The organism is Shimia sp. R9_2, from assembly GCF_017743735.1.
In the GTDB taxonomy this organism is placed as follows: Bacteria; Pseudomonadota; Alphaproteobacteria; order Rhodobacterales; family Rhodobacteraceae; genus Shimia.
The window spans coordinates 1-20,894 of sequence record NZ_JAGHRO010000009.1 but is presented as its reverse complement, the minus strand read 5'-3'; the positions used below and the strand labels follow the sequence as shown (position 1 = coordinate 20,894).

The window sequence follows — 20,894 nt, the reverse complement described above, 5'->3', positions numbered from 1 at the left end:
CAGATCAAGGGCCGCCAGTTCACGCCCTACTCCGCGCCTTACCCCGCACCGGTGGGAATCCACAGCGACAGGATCGGGAAGGCCATAATCAGCCCCAGCACGATGATATCCACAGACAGGAACCGCGCGATCCCGGCAAAAATCCGGTCAATCGGCGCCTCTTTCCCCACCACATTGGCAATCACAAAGACATTGAGCCCCACCGGCGGCGTGATCAGCCCGATCTCCAGCAGCTTAATCACCACCACGCCAAACCAGATCAGGTTCAACCCGTAGCTCTCCACCAGCGGCACCAACAGCGGCAATGTCAGCACCATGATGCCAATCGGATCAAGGAACATGCCCAGCACCAGATAGATCAGCGCAATACAGAACAACAGCACCACAACGGACATATCCGCCGCCGACACAAATTCCACAATCGCTGGCGCAATGCCGGTCAGCGCGATGAAGGACACAAAGACCTTGGCCCCCGCCGCGATAAAGAAGATCGCCGCCGTTTGAACGCAGGTCTCCTTCACACTGTCCCAAAGCCCCTGCAAGGTCAGCGTGCCTTGGGCAAACCCGATCACAGTGGCTGCGGACACACAGACCGCCGCCGCCTCGGTCGCGGTGAAAATCCCGCCATAGATGCCGCCCACAATGACCACAAACAGAAACAGCGCGGGCCAAGCGGCAATTGCGGCGGCCTTGCGCTCTTCGGTGGTGTAGGTTTCGCCAACATCCGGCGCGATATGCGGCGCGCGCAGCACCCAGATCCAGATCACCGCAACAAAACCCAGCAGCGTCAGCAATCCCGGCAGAATGCCTGCGAGAAACAGCTTTGAAATCGAGGTTTCGGTGAAAATCCCGAAGATGATGAACAACACCGATGGCGGGATCAGCGATCCCAGCGTGCCCCCGGCCGCCACACTGGCGGTGGCCAGTCGCGGATCATACCCCATCCGCAGCATTTCCGGCGTACAGATCCGCCCCATGGTCGAGGCGCAGGCAATCGAGGATCCGGTGATCGCCGAAAACCCGCCACAGCCAATCACGCTGGCCATAGCCACCCCACCCGGAATGCGGGTCATCCAGACCTTGGCGGCAAAGTAGATTTTTGTCGTGATTTCAGCGTGATAGGCGATATGCCCCAGCGCCACGAACAGCGGGATCATCGACAGAGAATAAGAGTGTATGAGGTCAAAGGCGTTGTTAAACACCATCGACGTGGTGGCGCGGATCGCGCGTTCCGGCATGAAGGTGCCGGTGCGAAACGCAAAGATGACAAAGGTCGCCACAACCGCCACCGCGCCAAGCGCAAAGGCAATCGGCACCCGCAGCGCCAGCAAAACCAACACGGTTGCAAAGGCGATCAGCCCAATCGTTGCCGGATCCATCAATGGCCTCCTTGGTCACTGACGGCCTCGCCGTTCAGGATCGTTCTGATATCGGAGATGGCCAGCATCAGAAGCCTCAGCCAACAGGCCGACAGCCCCAGCACAAACAACAGCCGCCCCGGCCATTTTGGCAGACCAAGATCACCAAAATAGAAGCTCCCCGAGCTCCATTCCGCCAAGAACGCCCGCCCTCCGGCATAGATCATCGGCGCCAGCGCCAGCAGCCCGACGAGGGAGCCAAACACGATCAGCCATGATCTCAGCCGCGCCGGAAAGCGGTTGGAGACAAACTCCACCACCACATGGGCGCGCTGCGCGGTTGCGATGGCCAGCGGCAGCAGCACCGCCGCCACCATCAGTTCTTCGACAATGATATTGCTGTCAGGGATATTGCCGCCAAAGCTCCGCGCAATCACATTGGCTGTGATCAGGACACCCATCCCGATCACCGCCAATGCCGCGCAAGCCAGCAGCGCCCGCTCGCATCGTTTGATCATCTTCAGCTCAGTTCGTCTGACGATCCCAGGGATAGCCCTCGCTGTCCCGTGTTTCGGTCCACTTGGCGATCAGCGCTTGATATTCCGCAAGCATCTCTTCACCCGGCATGCCCGCCTTGGCGGCATTTTCAGACCAGGCCGCAACAAACTGCTGGCCTTTTTCCACCAGCGCGGCGCGTTCTTCCTGCGCCAGCTCGATCACCTCAACACCGTTGTCTTTCATCTGGGTGATGGCTTTTTCATTGGCTGCGGTGATGATGCGGCCAAACTCATCCGCCATATCAGAGCCAACGTCTTGCAACAGCACCTGTTGATCCGCGCTCAGCGACTGATAGCTGTCCTTGTTCATGAACATGCCAACGCCGCCAACCTGACCCCAGTTCAGCATCGTGTAGCTATCCATGACCTCATATTGCTTCAGCGCGGCCACCGCATAGGAATAGCCCTGCGAGCAATCAATCAGACCGGTATCAAGCCCTTGATAAGCATCATAAATTGACATGCGCACCATATTTGCGCCCATCTCGCCAAAGACCTTGCCATAAGCGCCCACACCGCGCACTTTCAGGTTTTCGACGTCTTCTGCGGTGCGGATGGCGGCGTCTTTGCAGCCAATGTTCACCTGACTGGTTGTCCAGGTGCCGATATAGACAAGGTTCTTTGCGTCCAGATCCGCCTGGATCGCCGCGTTCGTGCGCATGAACTCATCGGTTGCGCGCATGCCAACCCAGGCGTCCGGGTTGTTCAGCGGCAGATCCGCAATGCCATAACCCACCAGCTCCTGCGGGTAGTAAACTGCAATCACCGTGCCCAGATCCGCAATGCCGTCTTTCACGCCTGCAAGGGCTGCGTTGGCTTTGAACAAGGCCCCGCCCCACTGCACGTCGATACGCATGTCGCCTTCCGAGCGCGCCGCGACCTGTTCGGCATACCACGACAACGCCGCCGCCCGCGCCCCGCGGTTCGGCCCGGCTTCCCCGTGGATCAAAACTGTTTCCGCCCCGGCTGTAGCGGCGCATCCCGCCAGAACGGCGGCTCCCAAAAATTGTTTGATCTTCAACATATCACTCCTCCCTTGACATGCCTTTTCCGCTATGCGAAATTTAATTTCGCGAAGATAAGTTAACGCTAGTGCCGCGTCAGAGACCACGCAAGTGTTTTGTGCGCGCGCCCCCTCACGCGATCCGCTGCGTCACGACAGCCAAAAACCGTTGCTAGCCGGGCTCAAAAGCGCATTGGGAACCGGTGACGCCCACTGGCCCCAACCTGTACCCCAAACCGGGAGCCGACCCGCCAACATCGCTCTTTCCAAAGCAATTTCAACGCTCTAAGGTCTCGCTCATAGCTGTGCCCATCAGGCGCAGATTGCCCATCAATCAGCTTTGAGCCGCCCATGACCGACACAGATCGCCACTCCACCCATGACGCCAAATCAGACGACCGCAACGATCACATCAAGATCTATGTGGATGGGGAAATCGTCCCCAAAGACGAGGCAAAGGTCTCCGTCTATGACAGCGGCTTCATGCTGGGTGACGGCATGTGGGAAGGGATGCGCCTTTATGACGGGCAGTGGGCCTTCTTTGACGAACACATGGACCGGCTCTTCAACTCGCTGAAGTCGGTGTCGATTGATCTCAACATGGGGCCGGAGGATATCCGCAAAATCCTCGACGACACCGCGGCCGCCAACGGCATGACCGGCGATGCCCATTGCCGCCTGATGATCACCCGTGGCCGCAAGGCCAAACCGTTCCAGCACCCTGCCCTCTCCAAATGGGGGCCCACCATCGTCGCCATCATCGAACATTCCAAGCCGGTCGACAGCCTGCAAAACGCGGGCATCCGTCTGGCCACCGTGCCGCAGGTGCGCGGCCTGCCGATGAGCCAGGACGCAAAATACAACAGCCATTCCAAGCTCAACTGTGTGATTGCCTGCCTTCAGGCCGAACAGGCGGGCGCAGACGAAGGTCTGATGCTCGATCCGCATGGCTTTGTGAACACCACCAACGCCTGCAACTTCTTCATTGTGCGCCGGGGCGAGGTTTGGACCTCCACCGGGGATTACTGCATGAACGGCGTGACCCGTCAGAAGGTGATCGACCTCTGCCGCGCCAACGACATCCCCGTGCGCGAGAAAAACTATTCGCTATACGAGGCTTACGGCGCCGATGAGGCCTTTCTCACAGGTACTTTTGGCGCGCAAACCCCGGTGGCAGAGATCGACGGCAAGCCCATTGGCACCGGCGAGCGTCCGGTGATGGCCCGCATTCGCGCGCTTTACAAAGAGCTGGTGGCCGAAAACGTCGCCGCTCAGAAAGCGGCGCGCGGGTAATCCGCACAGAAATCGGGGTCAGGAGACCGGCTCGGCCTCCAACCCCTCAAAAATCTCCGGATCCATGTCTTCCCAGAAGGCAAAGATCGCGCGGATGTTCAGCGGTGACACCCAGCCAAAGCGCTCAAAGTCTCCGCGCGCCACATCATCTTCAAGTTGGCTTGCAAACAGGCGTTTGTCCGCATCCCGCTGCGTTGGGGTGCGCGCCTCAATTGCCGCCTGAACACGCCGCAGCCGTTCGGCCCGCTCAGATCGGGGCACCGCAGGCGCGGCCACCTCTTCGACCTCTTTGTAATCTTCTTTCAGCGCCGCGGTCAGATATCCGACCATGCTTTTTACATCTTTGCGCTGGCGCACGTAATCCAGCTTGGCCATGACCTGCTCTTCGCCATAGGCCCCCAGCCATTGCCGCGCCAGACGGTCACTGACCCCAAGCTCGCGCAGCCGCGCATAGACCGGCCCGTGGCGCATTCCTTCCCCGTCATCAATGTCCAGAATCGCCAGCTGCGGGTTCTCTTTGATACGAAAACGGATATCCGTGACCACCCTGCCCTGTTTGCGGGTCTCAGGTTCGATCAGAATATTGCTGGTCTTGTTCACCTCGGCGACCGCAGGCTTGATGACCTTCGCATTGAGATGCTTGTAGCTCTCATAATAGCTCGAACCATCCAGCCCCATCAGCCGCCGGAACAGATCCATCGACCACCAGCCGGTACTGCCGGTGCGGATAAACCGGTAACAGTTCTCATAAAGCGCCAGCGCGTGGCCCGAGGTGAATTTACGCTGAATGTTGAGATTGATGAGAGCAAAGACCTTCGGGTCATGCAATTTCTCAGCCAATGCGTGGGAATAAGAGTATTCGCAGACGCCGCCTTTCAGCTTGGCATAGCTCAGAAGGCTCGACACACCCCATTCCTGCTGGCCTTTCTCGTCCAGCATGTCCCACTCGGCCACCGTTTCCGCCAATCCGCGCAGCGAGGCCTTGAGCGTTTCCATGTCATTGGAGTTGTAACCAATCATCATACACAGGGTGCGCGCATCAATTGAGTGTTTGCTCTGGCTGGTGAGTGTGTCATAGGCGTTCAGCAACAGCACGTTCGACAACTTCCGCTGCAACAGCGTCAGTTTGCCGGAGACGTGAATCGCCGCCACATGTTTTTTCACCGCTCCACGCCGCAATGCGCCTGTGAGTTGGTCGCGAGGAATATCGTTCATCGCTCTGCCCTTTTTTGCGCACATTATGCGCTGAAAGGAACCTTAACGCAAACTCAATATGGGTGCTTAAATCTGTGGATAACTGATCCCGTAGGCGGGTACCTATAGGATTTCCACCGGGACCGGCACCCCCCTTAAGGGACCCAAATACGGGATGCCCCACTGAGTTATCCACAGGATTTTGCAAAATCTGGGGCTGAAAGAGCCAAAACTGGACTCTGGTACCCCTATTCCCGCGAATCGGGCCCCTACCCCCTGCAAACAGGCACCTCTTATCCTGTAGTTGGGTCCCTTTGATCCCGTAGGCAGGTCCCCAAACTTATCTAAGCCTTTGATTTTATTTTTGATCCTGATCGTAAAGATTCTAAATATCCTAAAAACACTACAAGCTTTACGTCGCTGTTTTTTGTGATTTTTGGAAGGTTTCGCCGCGAAACCGCCATCTTTGATTCACATTGGCAAATTCATGTGCGATAGTTCCGGCAAAATCACGATCGAAGCAGTACATCGCAGAGGAACTGAGATGGTATCAGGCAAAGATAACCTGCCCCCATATTTCAACATCAACCCAGCCGAAGCCGCCGCCAAGCTATCTGACCCTATCGACACCGCCCGATTCGCAAAAGCGGCGGCCTTCGCAACGAAGGGGCGACAAGATCTCGCTCGACGCGGCTACGCCCCTGACGGCAAGAAAAGGCTCCGCCGATTCTCCACTTGGGAGATCTGCAAGTTTCTGATCCCGGTGGCACCGGCCCACTTCCGGCGCGTGCTGAAGAAATATCCGGAACTTCCCCAGGGCGTGGGCGAAGGAAATTCCAAGTGGTTCTCTCTGGAGGACGTTCTGGCCCTTCGCGCACATTTCGCCGCTGAAGGCGCGCAAGACCGTGAGTACCAGCCTTGGCGCCCTGAGGGTCTCCCCGCGAAAATCGTCGCTGTCTCCAACTTCAAGGGCGGCACGTCGAAAACCACGACCACGGCGCACCTCGCCATGTCCGCCGCGCTTGACGGCTATAAGGTGCTGGTGATCGATCTCGACAGCCAGGGCTCGCTGACCTCCATCATGGGCGGCGATGTGCAGGACGAATGGTCCACCGCTTTCCCGCTCATGGCCAAAGACTACGCGCAGGCGGTGCTGGCAGAGAACAGCGTGCGCGAAGCCTCCGGCGACACCCCCCTGCCCTTCGATGAAACCCTGACCGAAGCGCTCAATGTCACCGCGCGCGACATCATTCAGGAAACCCACTGGCCGAACATCGACCTGCTCGGCGCGCAGCTCAATCTCTACTGGGCGGAATTCCAGATCCCTGTCTGGCGCATGGGGCTGCGCAGCTGGCCGCTGTGGGATGCGCTCACAAACGCGCTCACCAACGAGAGCATCGTGGACGACTATGACATCATCTTCCTCGATACCCCCCCTGCCCTCGGCTACCTCACGATCAACGCGCTTGCCGCGGCCGACATCCTGCTGGTCCCGCTCGGCGCGTCTTTCCTTGAGTTTGACTCCACGGGCCGGTTCTTTGACATGCTCTATTCCACCTTCGCCAGTGTCGAAGAAGGCGAAAACGCCGCCCGCCGCCGCGATGGCCTGCCGGAGGTGAAGTTTGAATGGGATGCGGTGCGCGCGCTGATCACCCGCTTTGATGCCGGGCAACAGACCGATCTCGCCAATGTCATTCAGGCCTATTTCGGCGACTTCATGACAACCTACCGTCAGGACATGACCGCAATGGTTGGTCAGGCCGGCGAACAGGTGAACGGCATCTACGAGGCGGATTATCGCGAATTCAACCGCGACACCTATGTGCGTGGGCGCGAAACTTTCGACCGCACATGGGCCGAGGTGAAAGAGATCATCGTCGGCACATGGTGGCGCGATCTCGAAGACCTCAAAGCAGAGCAGATGAACACGGAGGCAAACGATGGCTAAACGCAGAAAACTTGTGGCGCCAAGCAGCGCCGACCTGAGCAAACTGGAAGAGGAGTTTCGCCGCGAAACCTCCGTCCCCGAACCCGCCGCCTCGCAGGTGCGCGGCGTGGCCCCCATTGCCAAGATTGCCGCGGAGGCTGCTGCGGTCTCCCAACCGGCCAGTGCCGCAGATCGCGCGCGTCAGGCGCAACTTGAGGCCAGCGAGGCTAAGCTGCAGGAAGCAGAGACAGATGGCCGCCTGCTGGTCGACATCCCCGTGGGCGAGATTGACGCCGACGCCATGGTGCGAGACCGCGCGGCGCTGGATGCCGACGATATGCTGGAGCTGCGTCTTTCGATCTCCGCCAACGGCTTGCGTTTGCCCATCGAGGTTTATGAGCTGCCCGCGAGCGATCGGGTGGATGCGCCGCGCTACGGATTGCTGTCCGGTTACCGTCGTCTGATGGCGGTGCGCGAATTGCTGGGGCTGACAGAGGAAGCCCAGTTTAAATCCATTCGCGCCATCATCCGTCCACCGGCGGAAACCGATGCCGCCTTTGTCGCTATGGTCGAAGAAAACGAAGTGCGCTCCGAGCTGAGCCATTTTGAGCGCGGCCGCATTGCGGTGATCTCTGCGCAGCAAGGCGCGTTCCTCAATGTCGAGGATGCGGTCAACAATCTCTTCGCAACTGGCTCCAAGGCCAAGCGCTCCAAAGTCCGCAGCTTTGCTCTGATCTTTGAAGAGCTTGGCGACATGCTGGAATTCCCCGATGCGCTCAGCGAAAAGCGCGGCCTGAAACTGGCGCAGGCGCTGCGTCAGGGCGGCGAGACCCGCATTCGCAACGGCCTCGCGGCGGCGTCTTCGGCGACAGCCGATGAGGAATGGGCGGTGATCGAAGGGGTGATTTCTACGCTGGACGCGCCAGAGCGGGATCCCAAACGTGGCGGTCGTCCGCGCACCACGACACCGGCGTCTGGCTGGCGCGACGCGGAAACGCTGGTCACATCCAACGGCATCACGATCCGTCGTCAGGCCGATGCGGATGGCTATTCGCTGCGCTTTGAAGGCCGTCAGCTTGACGGTGAAATGATGGAAAACCTGCTCGAAGAGATCCGCGTTTTCCTGGAACGCCCCTAAGAGGGTTTCGCCGCGAAACCTTTGTGCGGGTTTCGCGGACCCAGATTTACAGACCCGCCGCTTTGGTTAGGTTCACCTGAAACCTGACGCGGTTGTCCTCAGAGGGGTGGGTCATTTCGGCGGATGCCACGCCGGCCGCATTTACCCCCACAGTTCGATCAACCTTCGCCGCATGGGCCAACCCGCTGCGGAGGCTATGCCCGGAAAACAGGGCCATCCGGTCCTTTTCCGAAAGCTCCGGTCGCAGGCCCGCCGCGAGGGCTGTTTGTTTGATCAGCCGCGGCACATGTTTGTCATTCAGCCGCGTCTCCAGCGCGCGTTTGCCATTGCGCGAGGTGCGCACAAACACCGGGCCGGATTGGATCTTTGCGAAATGCAGCCATTGCTCCAGCGCATGAACAGGGCAGCTTTGCTCACCAGAGCCGCGCCCGATTTCCACCTCACGCCAGCCAGTGCGCGTGGCGTGGGTCAGCACCGCGCCACCCTCAAGGATCGTGATCCAGCCGGTGGCCTCCGGGCCGGGCGCGTCGCCTAGATCCAGCCCGACAATCTCTGAGCGGCTCAACCCGCCGACGTATCCAATCAACAGCAGCGCACGATCCCGCAACCCGCGCAGATCAAAGGGCAGGGTGGCGGTCATCATCAGGATCTCATCCGGACGGATCGGGTCTTTGCGCTTCGGCGTTGCCTCAGTGCTGCGTAGCGTGTCGAGCACGGCTGCGATCTCTGGCGCCGCGCGATCAAGGGCCAGCCCGCGTTGCGCAAAGTTCCAGACCAACCCGGAGAGCCGCCGCCGAATGCTCGCGCTTTGCAGGGCAGGGGTGCCGCCTGAGGGCTTGGCCAATTCAGTCAAATACTGCGCCACGATCAGCGGGGCCGGGGGCAGGGGCTCCGCCCCGTTCATCCGGCACCACCGCGCAAAATGCCGCCAATCCGCCGCATAGGCTTTGTTGGTGTTTTCCGAAGAGGGCGTGGCTTGTTTGGAGGTCTCGGTCACAATATACTCTTAAAATATACGTATAAATTTTTGAGGGCCGTGATGAGCCGTATCAAAGTCAATCTGACGCTGGAGGCAGAGGTGGTCGCCAAAGCGCGGGATCTGGGCTTGAACATGTCGCGTCTTGCGGAGGCGGCCATCGTCGAGGCCTGCAAAGCGGAGCAGAACCGCCGCTGGCGCGAGGAAAACCGTGCCGCGATTGAGGCCTATGGTCAGGAGGTTGCCAGCGGGGCTGTCAGACCGTCTGAAACGGTCCCAACACGGGGGCCAAAACAGGGGCCAAAGCGAGGGTAGGGGACCATGGCGCAGTTTGATGTCTACCGTCTTGCGGACGGGCAACTGGTTGTGGATCTGCAGACCGATCTGATCGGCATTGAGGCCTCGCGCATCGTCGCGCCCTTGCGGGAGGCCGCGCGGTTCACGGCACTGCCAAGTCTGACCCCTGAGGTCGCGTTTGAGGGCGCTCTGTGGCTTGTGCGCGTCCCGGAGGTGCAAGCGGTGCCACAAGGCGCGCTGAGCGGCCCTCTGGGCTCTCTGGCGGCGCATAAAGAGCCCTTGAAGAGGGCGTTGGACATCCTGATAAATGGCATATGAGCGGTTTAAAGGCCTCATAAGCGTGAGATTCGCCTACTGTGACCGATAAATCAAGATTATTGGACATTACTGGGTCTTGCATGTTGCGGCGCTTTTTGTGGAAATATCTGGCCATAAGCGCCGTGCGCGATTAGGCTCTCAAATATGATAGTCGCGCCGTCTTCTCTCTCTTTGCAGGATTTGAGTCTTGATCTGCCTCCGCTGGATCAGGGGCGCGCGGCCTCTTCGCTGGCGGCGCAATCGCTGGAAGATGCCGCTTTTCTTTCAGGCACAGCGCTGTCACGGCTCAATATCGTTCTTTCGCAGGCGGCTTTGCCACAGCCCTTGCTGCGTGAGCGATTGGCCCTGCGCGCGGCCGAAGCCTGTGTGATTGCAACCGGTCGGCCGGAGCGTCTGGCGGAGCTGCGGGATGCGGTTCTGTTTCTGCGCCCCGAGGATCAACCCGGCCCGGCCGGAGATACCTACCAAAGCTGGCGGCGCGCGGCGGCAAGACCGCTGAGCGCGGTCGCCTTGCATAGGGCGTTTCCGCAATATGACACGGCGGAGATCGAAACCTGGATGGCCGCTGCGGGCGCGGGGGCTTCGCGCAACCCGCTGTCCAGCGCCGCCGCGACTCTGGAGGCGGTTCTGCGCGATCAGCCAAAGGCCGAGCCCCTGGCGCTGGCGCTTGCGGATGCCACCCTGTCAAAAAAGATGCGCTGGTCCTATCAGATCCCGCTGCTCGCGCTCAGCCTCACGCCCCGCGATCTGCGCAAAACCGGCGATGCGCTGCATATGGCCTGCCATCAGGCCGCAGCCTCTGGTGCAGAGCAGGCCATCGGACTGGCGCTTGGCCTGATCCGCAAGGCAGAGGCTCTGCGCGCTATTGCGCCAAAGCTGCGCGCCAAAGGAGCAGCGCAGGCGGTCGACCTCTTTCTGTCTCATGATGCCGTGGCCCCTCAGACGCTGACCCATCTCATGTCAGATCGTGCCGCGCGGCGGTTTTGTGAACGGCTGGTGAGCCTCGGCGTCGCACGCGAATTGACCGGGCGCGAAAGCTTCCGGCTTTACGGGATCTGAGCCGATGAAAGACCGCACAGAGCCTGTTTTGGATCGCGAACTTCAGGGCATTGAGCCCGCCCTACGCTGGCGCGAATGGATGCGCCGGATTGAGGCGGTGCTCTTTGCCTCCGCATCCCCGGTGCCCAAGGAGGATCTGGCCCGCGTGGTGGGGCAGGGGGCGTCTGTGGATCTGCTGATTGATGATCTTGCCGCTGATCTGGAAGGCCGCGCCTTTGAGATCGCCGCCGTGAATGACGGCTGGGTCCTGCGCACCCGCCCGGCCTATGCGCCCGCCATCCATGCCGCCGCGCATCTGGGCGCGCATCTGGTGGACCTTGGCGAGTTTGAAATCGCCGTGCTCGCCGCCATCGCCTACCGCCAGCCGATCACCCGCGACGGTCTCAAAGACATCTTTGGCAAAGACATCAGCCGCGATCTCATCGGCCGCCTGCATGATCGCGGCCTCATCAGCACCGGCCCCCGCAGCCCAAGACGCGGCGCGCCTTACACTTTTGTGACAACCGATCAGTTTTTGGTGGCGTTCGATCTGGAAAGCCTTAGAGATTTGCCCGATCGTGAAATGCTGACAGATGCGGGTCTGCATCCGGAGGGTTGAGGTGCTGATCCGACTAGAGAAAATCAATCCTGGCCGCCGCCAGCGCCGCTTCTACGTGCTCTATGTCACGCAGACGCTCTTTGGCGAATGGTGCGTGATCCACGAATGGGGCCGCCTTGGCCACAAGGGCAGCAAAAGCCGCATCGAGTATCTCGCAACCGAGGCCGCGGCTCATGATGTCTGTATTGATCTGAAGGCCGCCAAGATGCGCAACGGCTATGCCTCAATCCCGGTGCAGCTGACCCTGTTTGGCGACAGCCTCTGACGCGCAGACTTGGCGCGGATCTGGTACAGTATAGTGTTGGGGAACCCGTTTACGGGATGGGGTAATCCGCGTTTTCCGGCGACCGCAGCCGCCGGAAATTCTTATGTCTCAAACCTTAGAAGGTTTTTGCCAGCGAGACCTTAAGGGTCCGGCCCGGCGCCGGGCGGGTGGCAAGGTAGGGGGTGTAGAGTTTGTCAAAGGCGTTCTCCAGACCCATGCGCACTTCCAGCCCTTCAAAGGCGCCTTCCTGCGGGCGATAGGTGGCACGCAGATTGTGCACCACATAGCCCGGGGCCTCGCTGCCGTTGACCTCGGTTTCGGCATTGGCCACCATTTCCCAGCTGAGATCCCACTTGCGGTCAAAGCGCTTACCAAGTGTCAGGCGCAGCTGATCAGCAGGCAGGTTGCGCCAGTCCAGCACATCGCCATTGGTGCGGATCTCGTCGCCATCCTGGAAGTTGGCGTTCACATCCGCATAAAAACCACTCTCCAGCGCGTAACGGCCTTCAAGCTCGATACCGGTCAGTTCCACGCTGTCCACGTTGCGGTAAGAGGTGATGTCCCAGATGTCGGTCTGATACACGGTTGCCTTAAACGCGATGCTGTCCTGTTCGCGGAACACACCGGTGTTGGCATAGGAGGTGCCAATCTCATAGTTGCGTGCTTTTTCGCTCTGGGTCATGAAGACCGGCGTGCCGAGGTCATCAATAATCGGCATGCTCTCGGTGTAGCCCACGCTGCCCAAAACCGACCAGCCGCTGGCGAATTTATACTGCGCAGACACGCCGCCCATCAGGGCGCTGTTGTCATATTTTCCAGCTGCAGAACCGTTGCCCTCAATGGTCTGATCCTCAAAGCGCACACCCGGCGTCAGGGTCAGCCCGTTGCCAAAGTCGATGTCATCCACGACGAACACAGCAATCCGGTCATCGGTGCCGCCCGGCGCAGAAGACGCATCCAGACGATCGCGACGGCTGAGTTCAACACCGTAGCGCATATCGTGTGTGGCCTGCCCGGTGCTGAACAGCGAGGTGTTCTTCACCAGCAGCTTGGTGGTTTCATACTGGTGATCGGCTTCGACAAGAGGCTCAAGGAACGGGAAGCTTGGCGTGCCTTCCAGAGAGGACGACCCCGCCACATAGCTCTGGTCAATGGTCTGATCGGAGTAGCTCAGCTTCACTTCCAGATCGATCAGGTCATTGTCCGCCGGATTGTAGCCATAGGTCAGCACGCCAATGGTGTTTTCCAGATCCCGGTCCACGTTGCCAAAGGCATCAGTGGTGGTGCCAAAGCTGTCGTATGGCACGTCTTTTTCAGACGAGTTGGTGTGGCTCAGGCTAAGCTCCAGACGGTGGGAGAGATCGTCCCCAAAAACGCCGCGCATTTTGAGCGCATAAGACGGCAGTTCAAACGCAGAGTTCCCGATGATTTCGCCAGCACCATCTTTCTGGTTTTTTTGCTCGCTGTAGGTAAAGTTGCCGAGCACCTCGAAATTCTCAGTTGGCTGCCAGGCCAGAATGGAGGAGCTTGAGAACCCGCTGCCGTTGGAGTTGCCTTGCAGGGTTTGGCGGAACTTGAAGCCAACTTCACCACCGGTGAAATCAGAAGCGTCTTTGGTTTCCAACAGAACCACACCGCCGATGGCACCGGAGCCATATTCAAAAGAGCCGCCCAGACCGCGCAGAACAGAGACTTCTTTATAAAGCGCCGGGTCGGTGAACAGCTGGGTGCTGATCCGGTATAGCTCTTCGGAGCCAACAGAGGCGCCGTCCACCTGGATCAGAACTTTCTGGTCGCTGCCAAAGGTGCTGTTTGCGCCAAAGCCACGGATATTGATGCCGGAGCCTTGTGGCGTTGCACCGTTGATCAGGGTCACACCGGGCACACTGTCGATCAGCTCGGCAACGGTGGTGGCCTGACGGTCATCAATCTCTTCCTGTTCAATAACAGTGATGGAGTTGGCCGTGTCCGTTTGAATGTCGCGCTTGGAGCGTTTCAGCACAATTTCATCAAGCAGAATGATACCGTCGGTCACGCCGTCCAGAACACCGTCGCCCAGGCTGTCTTGCGCCATGACGGATGTGGTTGAAATGAGCGCGGCACTGCAGAGCAGTGCTGCTCTGCGAGAGGTGCAGGCAAACATGGAAATCCCCTTCCAATAGTCTTTTCAAGATGCTGGCGGGGGAGGCTGGCGACGACTTGTTGAGTGAGTCTGTTCGCTCTCCGGCGAACGACTTGCGCTCGTTAATAAATCACACTATTTCTGTCAACAATGTGATTCAACTCGATCACCGACGCCAGCTCCCTGTGACTATTCTGCACACGCCAGCCTGTCTCCAGACCTTTACGCCTTGACGACTGACAGGAGCGCGCACTATGGCCGCCACTTCCGCCCTTACTCCGCAAGCAATCCGCGACGCTCGCGCAGAACACAGCACCCTTCGGGAGCGTGACCTCGCAGACCAGCTTGGCATTTCCGAAGCGGAGCTGATGGCCGCCCATGTTGGCGAGGGCGTGACCTGCGTGACCGCAGAGCTGGATCCGCTGTTTGCCGCCTTTGAGCGTCTGGGCGAGGTGATGGCCCTGACCCGCAACCGCTCCTGCGTGATCGAGAAGGTGGGCGAATATGCCAACTACCGGTCAGGCGACCACGCGGCGTTGGTGGTCAATGAAGAGATCGACCTGCGCATGTTCCCCGGCCACTGGAAACATGCCTTTGCCGTGGAGAAGTCCACCGACAAAGGCGTGAAGCGCTCCATTCAGGTGTTTGATGCGGCTGGTGATGCGGTGCACAAGGTCCACCTGCGCGAGGCCTCCAACACACAAGACTGGGACGCGATTGTTGCGGATCTGAAACTGTCTGAGCAATCCGATGCGTTGACCGTCGAGCCGCGCAAGCCTGTTGAGGGCGCGAAGGGCGATGCGGAGAAAGCTGATAAGCTGCGCGCGGAGTGGGACAAGCTTACCGACACCCATCAGTTCATGCAGCTCACCCGTAAAATGAAGATGAACCGTCTTGGGGCCTACCGCATTGCGGGCGCGCCTTATGCCCGGTCGCTTGCGCCCAAATCCGTCGAAGCGTTGCTGCACCGCGCGTCTGAGAAAGAAGTGCCGGTGATGATCTTCGTCGGCAATGCGGGCTGCATCGAAATTCACACCGGCCCGGTGTCGCGCATTGTGGAAATGGGCCCATGGATCAATGTGCTTGATCCCGGCCACGATCTGCATCTGCGCAAGGACCACATCGCCGAGGTCTATGCGGTCACCAAAAGCACCCGTCGCGGGCCGGCTATCTCGGTCGAGGCCTTTGACGCCGAGGGCGCGTTGATTGCGCAATTCTTCGGTGTGCTGCGTGATGACGATGCGGCGGCGGGCTGGAATGCCCTGATGGCCGATCTTGAAGACAGCTTTGCGGAGGTTCCGGCATGATGAAGTTGAGCGGAATAGCGGCCACACAGTCTGTGATGGCGGGCGCACTGGCGATCCTGCTGGGCACCACCTTGCAGGCGGATGAACCAGCCTCCCGCATTGTCGCGGTTGGCGGCGCGGTCACCGAAATCGTCTACGCGCTTGAGGAAGAAGACCGCCTTGTTGCGCGTGACACCACCTCCAACTTCCCGGCTGAGGCACGCGATCTGCCCGATGTGGGCTACATCCGCCGCCTGTCCCCGGAAGGCCTCTTGTCGGTCAATCCTGATCTGATCATCAGTGAGGCGGGCGCTGGTCCGCTGGAAACCATGGAACTTCTGCGCGAGGCCGCCATTCCCGTGGCCGAAATCAACGACGGCTTCACCCGCGAAGCGATCAGCGAAAAGATCCTCACCGTGGCCGGAATCCTCGGTGTTCAGGAGAAAGGCGAGGCGCTGGCGGCTCAAACCGACGCGGCCATCGCTGAGGCGCTTGCCAAAGTTGATACCACCCACCGCCCCAAAGTGCTCTTTATCCTGTCCGCCGCAGGGGGCCGCGTGATGGCGGCTGGCACCAACACCAGCGCGGATGCGATCATCTCGCTCGCTGGTGGCCAGAACGCCGCCACCGGTTTTGAAGGCTTCAAACCCATGACCGACGAAGCCATCGCCACCAGCGGGGCCGAGGTCATTCTGATGATGGGCCGTCAGGGCGATCACAGCGCCAGCAATGAAACCCTGCGCGCCCATCCTGCCATTGGCCAGACGCCGGCCGCGCTCAACGAGGCGGTGGTGCGTATGGATGGCATGTTGCTGCTTGGCTTTTCCGTCCGCACCGCGCAGGCGATTTCCGAGCTGGCCGACGCTTTGGCGGACCTTGAAAGCTGATGGCCTTCGCACTGCACTCCCCAGCTGCGACTGCCCTTGAGGGCGACCGCAGCCTGCGCGCCCATCGGCTCACTTTGGTGCTGGTGGGTGGTCTGCTGCTTGCCATGCTGGCCTCTCTCGCCATCGGCGCATCGGGCACCTCGCTCTGGCAGGCGCTCTGGGATCTGGCCCGCGGCGAAGAGCTTGAGCTGCGCGAGCGCGTCGTGCTCTGGGACATCCGCCTGCCGCGCACCTTGATGGGCGTGGCGGTTGGCGCCGCCCTTGCGGTGTCCGGCGCAACCATGCAGGGGCTCTTTCGCAACCCATTGGCTGACCCCGGCCTGATCGGCGTCAGCGCCGGTGCTGCCTTCGGGGCCATCGTCGCCATCGTGCTTGGCGGCCTGTTGCCCGTCGCGATCAGCGCCGCGCTTGGCTATTACATTGTGCCGATTGCTGCCTTTGCGGGCAGCTGGGCCATGACCCTGATCCTCTATCATGTCTCCACTCGCAAGGGGCGCACCTCTGTCGCCACCATGCTGCTGGCGGGGATCGGTCTTGGGGCGCTGACCGGCGCTGTTGGCGGCGTATTGATCTATATCGCCGATGACGCCCAACTGCGCACACTCACCTTCTGGGGCATGGGCTCCATTGCCGGGGCCACATGGTCCAAACTCTTTGCCGCCCTGCCGCTGATGCTGGCCGCCCTGATTGCCACGCCTTTCATTGCCAAAGGCCTCAACGGTCTGGCGCTTGGCGAAGCCGCCGCCAGCCACATGGGCATCGACGTGCAGCGCACCAAAAACGTCGCCATCCTTGCGGTCGCCGCGGCCGTGGGCGCAGCTGTCGCGGTCAGCGGTGGCATCGGCTTTGTCGGCATTGTGGTGCCACATCTTCTGCGCCTCGCTGTGGGGCCCGACCACACTTATCTGTTGCGCAACTCCGCGCTCTTGGGGGCCACGCTCCTGCTGGTGGCCGACATCATCAGCCGCATGATCATCGCGCCCGCCGAATTGCCCATCGGCATCATCATGGCCGTCATCGGTGGCCCCTTCTTCCTCTGGATCCTGCTGCGCCGCCGCGGCCTCGTGGATATGTAAGCCATGCTCTCAGCCACAAATATCACCGTCACCTTTGGCCGCCGCGACGTGCTGCATGATGTGTCTTTCAATGCCGCCCCCGGCGCGTTGACCGCCATCGTCGGCCCCAACGGCTCCGGCAAAACCACGCTCTTGAAAGCCATGACCGCCGAAGTGCCCCACGACGGCAAAGTGCTGCTCAACGGCACCGACATCGACACAGCCAAACCCTGGCAGCTTGCCGCCATGCGCGGCGTGCTGCCTCAGGCCACGCCGCTGGCCTTTCCCTTCACCGTGGCCGAAGTGGTCCGTTTGGGGCTGATGAACGGCACCTCTGGCGGCAGCCCGCATCTGGTGCCCGCCGCCTTGGAACGTGTCGGCCTCAGCGGCTATGCCGCGCGCTTTTATCAGGAGCTCTCCGGTGGTGAGCAACAGCGGGTGCAGCTTGCCCGCGTTCTGGCGCAGGTCTGGGAGCCGATGCACAACAACACCCCGCGCTGGCTGTTTCTGGACGAGCCGGTCTCCGCGCTCGACATCGGCCACCAGCTTCTGGTGATGCAGATCGCCCGCGATTTTGCCGATGCGGGCGGCGGCGTTGTGGCGGTGATGCATGATCTCAATCTCACCGCCATGTTTGCCGATGACGTCGCCCTGATCAGCGACGGCCGCATTCTCGCGCAAGGCACGCCGGAAGCGGTCTTCACCAACACCTTGCTGAGCCAAGCCTACCACTGCGCGGTTCAGGTCAACACCACGCCGCCCTCCGGCACCTTCTTATTGCCCCATGTGGCGCAGGCGTGAGGCGGCAAGCGCCTTATAGGGAATGCGCCGCAATGAATAAGGACAGATACCATGCATCTTGAGTCTCGTTGGTTGGAAGCTCTGGCGTTTCTGGAGCAGGGTGGCCCGGCAATCTGGGCCATCTCGGCGCTGTCGGTCATCACTGGCGCGCTGATCCTCTGGAAAATCTGGCGTCTGCTGCTGCTCGGGGCCTGGGCGGGGGAGAAAACCGAATACGCTGTGACCCTCTGGACCAAGGGAGACCGCAAAGGCGCGCTTTCGGTGCTCAACGGTCGGCGCTCCCTGCGCGCGGTTGTGGCCAATGCCGCCATGCAGGTCTGTGCTGAGGGGCGGCTCTCGCCCGAAGAGCAACGTGAAGAGATCGAACGGGTTGCGCGCCGCAAGCTGGCGGATGGCCGCAGCGGCCTGCGCGCGCTTGAACTGATTGCTACCATCGCGCCGCTGCTTGGGCTTCTGGGCACAGTGCTTGGCATGATCGCCGCCTTCCAAACCCTGCAACAGGCAGGCTCGCGCGCCGATCCCGCCGCTTTGGCCGGGGGCATCTGGGAAGCGCTTTTGACCACCGCCGCCGGAATGGCTGTGGCCATCCCGGCCTCCATCGCGCTCACATGGTTTGAATCCGTGGTCACGCGCTCACAAGAAGATATGGAAGATGCGGCCACCCGCATTCTCACCAGCGGCAAAGACAACAGCACGCAGCTGATGGCGGCGGAATAAGATGAAATTCGCCGCTGCCCCCACGCGCCGCAGGCCCAGCCTGACACCGATGATCGACGTGGTCTTTCTGTTGCTGGTGTTTTTCATGCTGGCCTCGCGCTTTGGGCAGGAAATGGAAATCCCGCTGCCGCTCAGTGCTGCCTCTGATCGCCCCTATGAAGGCCCGCCGCGACTGGTCGAAGTGCGCCCCGAAAGTGTCAGCCTAAACGGGGTGGCCACACCGGTCGAAGATCTGCTGGCGGAACTGGGCACCATGATGCTCTCACACAGCGACGCCATTGTGGTGCGCGCGCGCGACGAGGCCGATCTGCAGCGCGTCGTGGATGTGATGCAGCGCCTGTCTGATGCCGGATATGAAACATTGGTTCTGGTGGAGTAACCCTCATGCGCATTGCGACAGCCCCCAAACGTGCCGCCGCCGAAAGTGTGATCCCGATGATCAACGTGGTCTTCCTGTTGCTGATCTTCTTTCTGATGACCGCGCAGATCACGCCGCCGGAACCTTTCGAAGTCTCCCCGCCCGCTGCCGATTTGGACACACCCGCAGACGGTCAGGCCATCTTGCATGTCTCCGCAGAAGGGGAGCTGGCGTATCAGGAGGCACGCGGCGAGGCGGATGTTCTCGCCGCATTGACCGATTATCCCGAAAATGAGCCCCTGATGCTGCGCGCAGATCGCGCCGTCTCCGCACAGGAGATCGCAGCACTTCTGCCAAAACTCGCGGCAGCAGGCGTACGGGATCTCAAACTGGTGTCGGCCCTGCAATGAGATTGGCGCGCATCACCTCCGAAGCCCTTGTGTTTGGTGGCATCGTCACCGCTGGCCATCTCGCCTTCTTTGCTCCGCAATTGGAAAGCGGCCTGCAAAGCGCAGGGGATGCAGGTGCCGACCTTCTGCAGATGATGGCCTCCAATGCCAGCATTGCCGCTTTGGTGGAAACCTGGGATGCGCCGCCTGATCTACCCGAGGCCATGGACCTTTCCATGCCACAACACAGCGCGCCGCAAGACGCGCCGCCGCCAATGCCGGTGACCGCTGCAGAGGTCTCACCCCAGATGAGTGAAATGCAGGCGTTGAACCTGCCCTCTGCAGATGGCCCGCCTTTGCCCGTCACACCTGCGGCCCAAGCGCCAAACCTGCAATCAGATATGGCGACCCCTCCGGCACAGCTGCCCCCGGAGCAACCGGCCCCTCCTCAGGCGGCCCCATCTCAGGTCCCCCCCAGAGCTGCGCCCCCTGAATTGCCCAAGCCCATGGAGGCACCGGTATTAGAAGCCGCGCCCAAGGCACCGGCCTCTCCGCCCCCGCCGCCAAAGCCTCCGGCACCTGAGAAGAAGAAGACGGAGAAGAAAGCCGCGCAATCGGCCACAGACTCCATTCAGATCAACGCACGGCGTGCACAGGGCGAAGGCGGCAAAACCGCCAAAGGCAAAAACGGCGATGAACAGACCGCTTCGGTGTCCAACGCCAAACGCAAAAGCCTCGCCCGCAAATGGGCCCAGTCAGTGCGCGCCCGCATTGCCCAACGCGCCCCCCGTGGTGTGGGCAAAGGCAAAGCCTTTGTGCGGATCACCGTTTCTGCAGACGGCAAGGTCTCCGGCATCTCTCTATTAAAGAGCTCCGGTAACACCCGATTGGATCAAGCCGCCCTCAAAGCCGTGCGCGCGGCAGGCCGTATGCCAAAGGCCCCAGCCGGTCTCGGTGTGCCCAGCCTGAAAATGGACATCCCCATTTCTTCCAAATAACCCAGTTGCGGTTTTCGCCTCTCAGCGTGCGTTGGGTCCTGCAGTCCGATTATTCCACCTCCGCGATACGTATGCGTTACCGACGCGATACCGACGTTTGAGTTTGGTGTTGCGCGGTGTGTTTCGGGAGATCGTTCTGATTTTGGAGCGAGTCTTCAGCGAGTCTTTCGTCGAGTCTGTGGGTTATTCTGTGGATAAGGTTGATTTGTTGGGATTTGGGTATGGTTTGTGGGATTTCTGGCGTGGTTGCGTGTGGTTAAGTCATTGATATTGTTTATTTTTGCAAGAAAGTTTTTGA

22 protein-coding genes are annotated in these 20,894 nt (G+C 60.5%); 16 read left to right on the top strand and 6 right to left on the bottom strand.

Features of this window, described 5'->3' with window-relative positions:
- Positions 1-38 precede the first annotated feature (38 nt).
- From J7400_RS17845 to J7400_RS17835, 3 genes are read right to left on the bottom strand one after another with little or no spacing between them, the layout of a single operon-like run.
- Positions 39-1,379 carry a TRAP transporter large permease gene (locus tag J7400_RS17845; protein ID WP_209065454.1) on the bottom strand — a complete coding sequence of 447 codons (1,341 nt, stop codon included), beginning with the start codon at positions 1,377-1,379 and terminating at the stop codon, positions 39-41.
- Positions 1,379-1,876, bottom strand: coding sequence for a TRAP transporter small permease (locus tag J7400_RS17840; RefSeq protein WP_209065453.1), 498 nt, complete (start codon positions 1,874-1,876; stop codon positions 1,379-1,381). Before J7400_RS17840 ends, J7400_RS17845 begins: the two co-directional genes overlap by 1 nt.
- A 7-nt stretch (positions 1,877-1,883) precedes the next feature.
- Positions 1,884-2,939: a C4-dicarboxylate TRAP transporter substrate-binding protein gene (locus J7400_RS17835; RefSeq protein WP_209065452.1), complete on the bottom strand. Its 1,056-nt coding sequence runs from the start codon at positions 2,937-2,939 to the stop codon at positions 1,884-1,886.
- Positions 2,940-3,269: 330 nt separating this feature from the next.
- Here J7400_RS17835 and J7400_RS17830 point away from each other — a divergent pair, with 330 nt between their 5' ends.
- Positions 3,270-4,211, top strand: coding sequence for an aminotransferase class IV (locus tag J7400_RS17830; protein ID WP_209065451.1), 942 nt, complete (start codon positions 3,270-3,272; stop codon positions 4,209-4,211).
- Between the two features lie 18 nt (positions 4,212-4,229).
- On the opposite strand, the gene J7400_RS17825 is transcribed toward J7400_RS17830, so the two are convergent.
- A complete protein-coding gene (locus J7400_RS17825) occupies positions 4,230-5,426 on the bottom strand; it encodes a replication initiation protein (protein ID WP_209065450.1) in 1,197 nt (398 codons plus the stop codon).
- A 523-nt stretch (positions 5,427-5,949) separates the two neighbouring features.
- Between J7400_RS17825 and J7400_RS17820 the strand changes: the two genes are divergently transcribed.
- Positions 5,950-7,353, top strand: a complete 1,404-nt coding sequence (locus J7400_RS17820; RefSeq protein WP_209065449.1) for an AAA family ATPase — start codon at positions 5,950-5,952, stop codon at positions 7,351-7,353.
- Entirely contained in the window at positions 7,346-8,470 is a 1,125-nt protein-coding gene (locus tag J7400_RS17815) for a ParB N-terminal domain-containing protein (RefSeq protein WP_209065448.1), read from the top strand. Before J7400_RS17820 ends, J7400_RS17815 begins: the two co-directional genes overlap by 8 nt.
- 46 nt (positions 8,471-8,516) lie before the next feature.
- Here J7400_RS17815 and J7400_RS17810 read toward each other — a convergent pair whose 3' ends face one another.
- A complete protein-coding gene (locus J7400_RS17810) occupies positions 8,517-9,467 on the bottom strand; it encodes an integrase (RefSeq protein WP_209065447.1) in 951 nt (316 codons plus the stop codon).
- Positions 9,468-9,509: 42 nt separating this feature from the next.
- Between J7400_RS17810 and J7400_RS17805 the strand changes: the two genes are divergently transcribed.
- From J7400_RS17805 to J7400_RS17785, 5 genes are all read left to right on the top strand, one after another.
- The gene (locus tag J7400_RS17805) at positions 9,510-9,761 is read left to right on the top strand and encodes a type II toxin-antitoxin system CcdA family antitoxin (RefSeq protein ID WP_209065446.1); all 252 of its coding nucleotides are present in this window, start codon (positions 9,510-9,512) and stop codon (positions 9,759-9,761) included.
- Between the two features lie 6 nt (positions 9,762-9,767).
- Positions 9,768-10,061, top strand: a complete 294-nt coding sequence (locus J7400_RS17800; RefSeq protein ID WP_209065445.1) for a CcdB family protein — start codon at positions 9,768-9,770, stop codon at positions 10,059-10,061.
- A gap of 144 nt (positions 10,062-10,205) precedes the next feature.
- Positions 10,206-11,120: a DUF1403 family protein gene (locus tag J7400_RS17795; protein WP_209065444.1), complete on the top strand. Its 915-nt coding sequence runs from the start codon at positions 10,206-10,208 to the stop codon at positions 11,118-11,120.
- A gap of 4 nt (positions 11,121-11,124) precedes the next feature.
- Positions 11,125-11,718, top strand: a complete 594-nt coding sequence (locus J7400_RS17790; protein ID WP_209065443.1) for an SMC-Scp complex subunit ScpB — start codon at positions 11,125-11,127, stop codon at positions 11,716-11,718.
- 1 nt (position 11,719) lies between these two features.
- Positions 11,720-11,983: a WGR domain-containing protein gene (locus J7400_RS17785; RefSeq protein WP_209065442.1), complete on the top strand. Its 264-nt coding sequence runs from the start codon at positions 11,720-11,722 to the stop codon at positions 11,981-11,983.
- A gap of 115 nt (positions 11,984-12,098) precedes the next feature.
- On the opposite strand, the gene J7400_RS17780 is transcribed toward J7400_RS17785, so the two are convergent.
- Positions 12,099-14,126, bottom strand: a complete 2,028-nt coding sequence (locus J7400_RS17780) for a TonB-dependent receptor (RefSeq protein ID WP_209065441.1) — start codon at positions 14,124-14,126, stop codon at positions 12,099-12,101.
- A gap of 233 nt (positions 14,127-14,359) precedes the next feature.
- On the opposite strand from J7400_RS17780, the gene J7400_RS17775 reads away from it, so the two are divergent.
- From J7400_RS17775 to J7400_RS17740, 8 genes are read left to right on the top strand one after another with little or no spacing between them, the layout of a single operon-like run.
- On the top strand, positions 14,360-15,412 hold the full coding sequence (locus J7400_RS17775) for a ChuX/HutX family heme-like substrate-binding protein (protein ID WP_209065440.1): 1,053 nt from the start codon (positions 14,360-14,362) through the stop codon (positions 15,410-15,412).
- Positions 15,409-16,278 (top strand): ABC transporter substrate-binding protein, encoded by an 870-nt coding sequence (locus J7400_RS17770; RefSeq protein WP_348540194.1) that lies wholly within the window; start codon positions 15,409-15,411, stop codon positions 16,276-16,278. The genes J7400_RS17775 and J7400_RS17770 overlap by 4 nt, the downstream gene beginning before the upstream one ends.
- Complete coding sequence (locus J7400_RS17765) at positions 16,278-17,354, top strand: iron ABC transporter permease (protein WP_209065439.1); 1,077 nt, start codon at positions 16,278-16,280, stop codon at positions 17,352-17,354. The genes J7400_RS17770 and J7400_RS17765 overlap by 1 nt, the downstream gene beginning before the upstream one ends.
- 3 nt (positions 17,355-17,357) lie before the next feature.
- The gene (locus J7400_RS17760) at positions 17,358-18,134 is read left to right on the top strand and encodes a heme ABC transporter ATP-binding protein (protein WP_209065438.1); all 777 of its coding nucleotides are present in this window, start codon (positions 17,358-17,360) and stop codon (positions 18,132-18,134) included.
- 51 nt (positions 18,135-18,185) lie between these two features.
- Entirely contained in the window at positions 18,186-18,851 is a 666-nt protein-coding gene (locus J7400_RS17755; protein ID WP_209065437.1) for a MotA/TolQ/ExbB proton channel family protein, read from the top strand.
- A gap of 1 nt (position 18,852) precedes the next feature.
- On the top strand, positions 18,853-19,230 hold the full coding sequence (locus J7400_RS17750; protein ID WP_209065436.1) for a biopolymer transporter ExbD: 378 nt from the start codon (positions 18,853-18,855) through the stop codon (positions 19,228-19,230).
- A 5-nt stretch (positions 19,231-19,235) separates the two neighbouring features.
- Positions 19,236-19,619 carry a biopolymer transporter ExbD gene (locus tag J7400_RS17745; protein ID WP_209065435.1) on the top strand — a complete coding sequence of 128 codons (384 nt, stop codon included), beginning with the start codon at positions 19,236-19,238 and terminating at the stop codon, positions 19,617-19,619.
- Positions 19,616-20,596, top strand: a complete 981-nt coding sequence (locus J7400_RS17740) for a TonB family protein (protein ID WP_209065434.1) — start codon at positions 19,616-19,618, stop codon at positions 20,594-20,596. The genes J7400_RS17745 and J7400_RS17740 overlap by 4 nt, the downstream gene beginning before the upstream one ends.
- Positions 20,597-20,894: the final 298 nt, after the last annotated feature.

Excerpts from the sequence above, each read along its gene's own strand:
- J7400_RS17790 (WP_209065443.1), top strand. The coding sequence starts at position 11,125 with ATGAAAGACCGCACAGAGCCTGTTTTGGATCGCGAACTTCAGGGCATT.
- J7400_RS17795 (WP_209065444.1), top strand. The coding sequence starts at position 10,206 with ATGATAGTCGCGCCGTCTTCTCTCTCTTTGCAGGATTTGAGTCTTGAT.
- J7400_RS17740 (WP_209065434.1), top strand. The coding sequence starts at position 19,616 with ATGAGATTGGCGCGCATCACCTCCGAAGCCCTTGTGTTTGGTGGCATC.
- J7400_RS17780 (WP_209065441.1), bottom strand. The coding sequence starts at position 14,126 with ATGTTTGCCTGCACCTCTCGCAGAGCAGCACTGCTCTGCAGTGCCGCG.
- J7400_RS17805 (WP_209065446.1), top strand. The coding sequence starts at position 9,510 with ATGAGCCGTATCAAAGTCAATCTGACGCTGGAGGCAGAGGTGGTCGCC.
- J7400_RS17775 (WP_209065440.1), top strand. The coding sequence starts at position 14,360 with ATGGCCGCCACTTCCGCCCTTACTCCGCAAGCAATCCGCGACGCTCGC.
- J7400_RS17820 (WP_209065449.1), top strand. The coding sequence starts at position 5,950 with ATGGTATCAGGCAAAGATAACCTGCCCCCATATTTCAACATCAACCCA.
- J7400_RS17845 (WP_209065454.1), bottom strand. The coding sequence starts at position 1,379 with ATGGATCCGGCAACGATTGGGCTGATCGCCTTTGCAACCGTGTTGGTT.
- J7400_RS17760 (WP_209065438.1), top strand. The coding sequence starts at position 17,358 with ATGCTCTCAGCCACAAATATCACCGTCACCTTTGGCCGCCGCGACGTG.
- J7400_RS17800 (WP_209065445.1), top strand. The coding sequence starts at position 9,768 with ATGGCGCAGTTTGATGTCTACCGTCTTGCGGACGGGCAACTGGTTGTG.
- J7400_RS17755 (WP_209065437.1), top strand. The coding sequence starts at position 18,186 with ATGCATCTTGAGTCTCGTTGGTTGGAAGCTCTGGCGTTTCTGGAGCAG.
- J7400_RS17815 (WP_209065448.1), top strand. The coding sequence starts at position 7,346 with ATGGCTAAACGCAGAAAACTTGTGGCGCCAAGCAGCGCCGACCTGAGC.
- J7400_RS17830 (WP_209065451.1), top strand. The coding sequence starts at position 3,270 with ATGACCGACACAGATCGCCACTCCACCCATGACGCCAAATCAGACGAC.
- J7400_RS17835 (WP_209065452.1), bottom strand. The coding sequence starts at position 2,939 with ATGTTGAAGATCAAACAATTTTTGGGAGCCGCCGTTCTGGCGGGATGC.
- J7400_RS17765 (WP_209065439.1), top strand. The coding sequence starts at position 16,278 with ATGGCCTTCGCACTGCACTCCCCAGCTGCGACTGCCCTTGAGGGCGAC.
- J7400_RS17770 (WP_348540194.1), top strand. The coding sequence starts at position 15,409 with ATGATGAAGTTGAGCGGAATAGCGGCCACACAGTCTGTGATGGCGGGC.
- J7400_RS17840 (WP_209065453.1), bottom strand. The coding sequence starts at position 1,876 with ATGATCAAACGATGCGAGCGGGCGCTGCTGGCTTGCGCGGCATTGGCG.
- J7400_RS17750 (WP_209065436.1), top strand. The coding sequence starts at position 18,853 with ATGAAATTCGCCGCTGCCCCCACGCGCCGCAGGCCCAGCCTGACACCG.
- J7400_RS17745 (WP_209065435.1), top strand. The coding sequence starts at position 19,236 with ATGCGCATTGCGACAGCCCCCAAACGTGCCGCCGCCGAAAGTGTGATC.
- J7400_RS17825 (WP_209065450.1), bottom strand. The coding sequence starts at position 5,426 with ATGAACGATATTCCTCGCGACCAACTCACAGGCGCATTGCGGCGTGGA.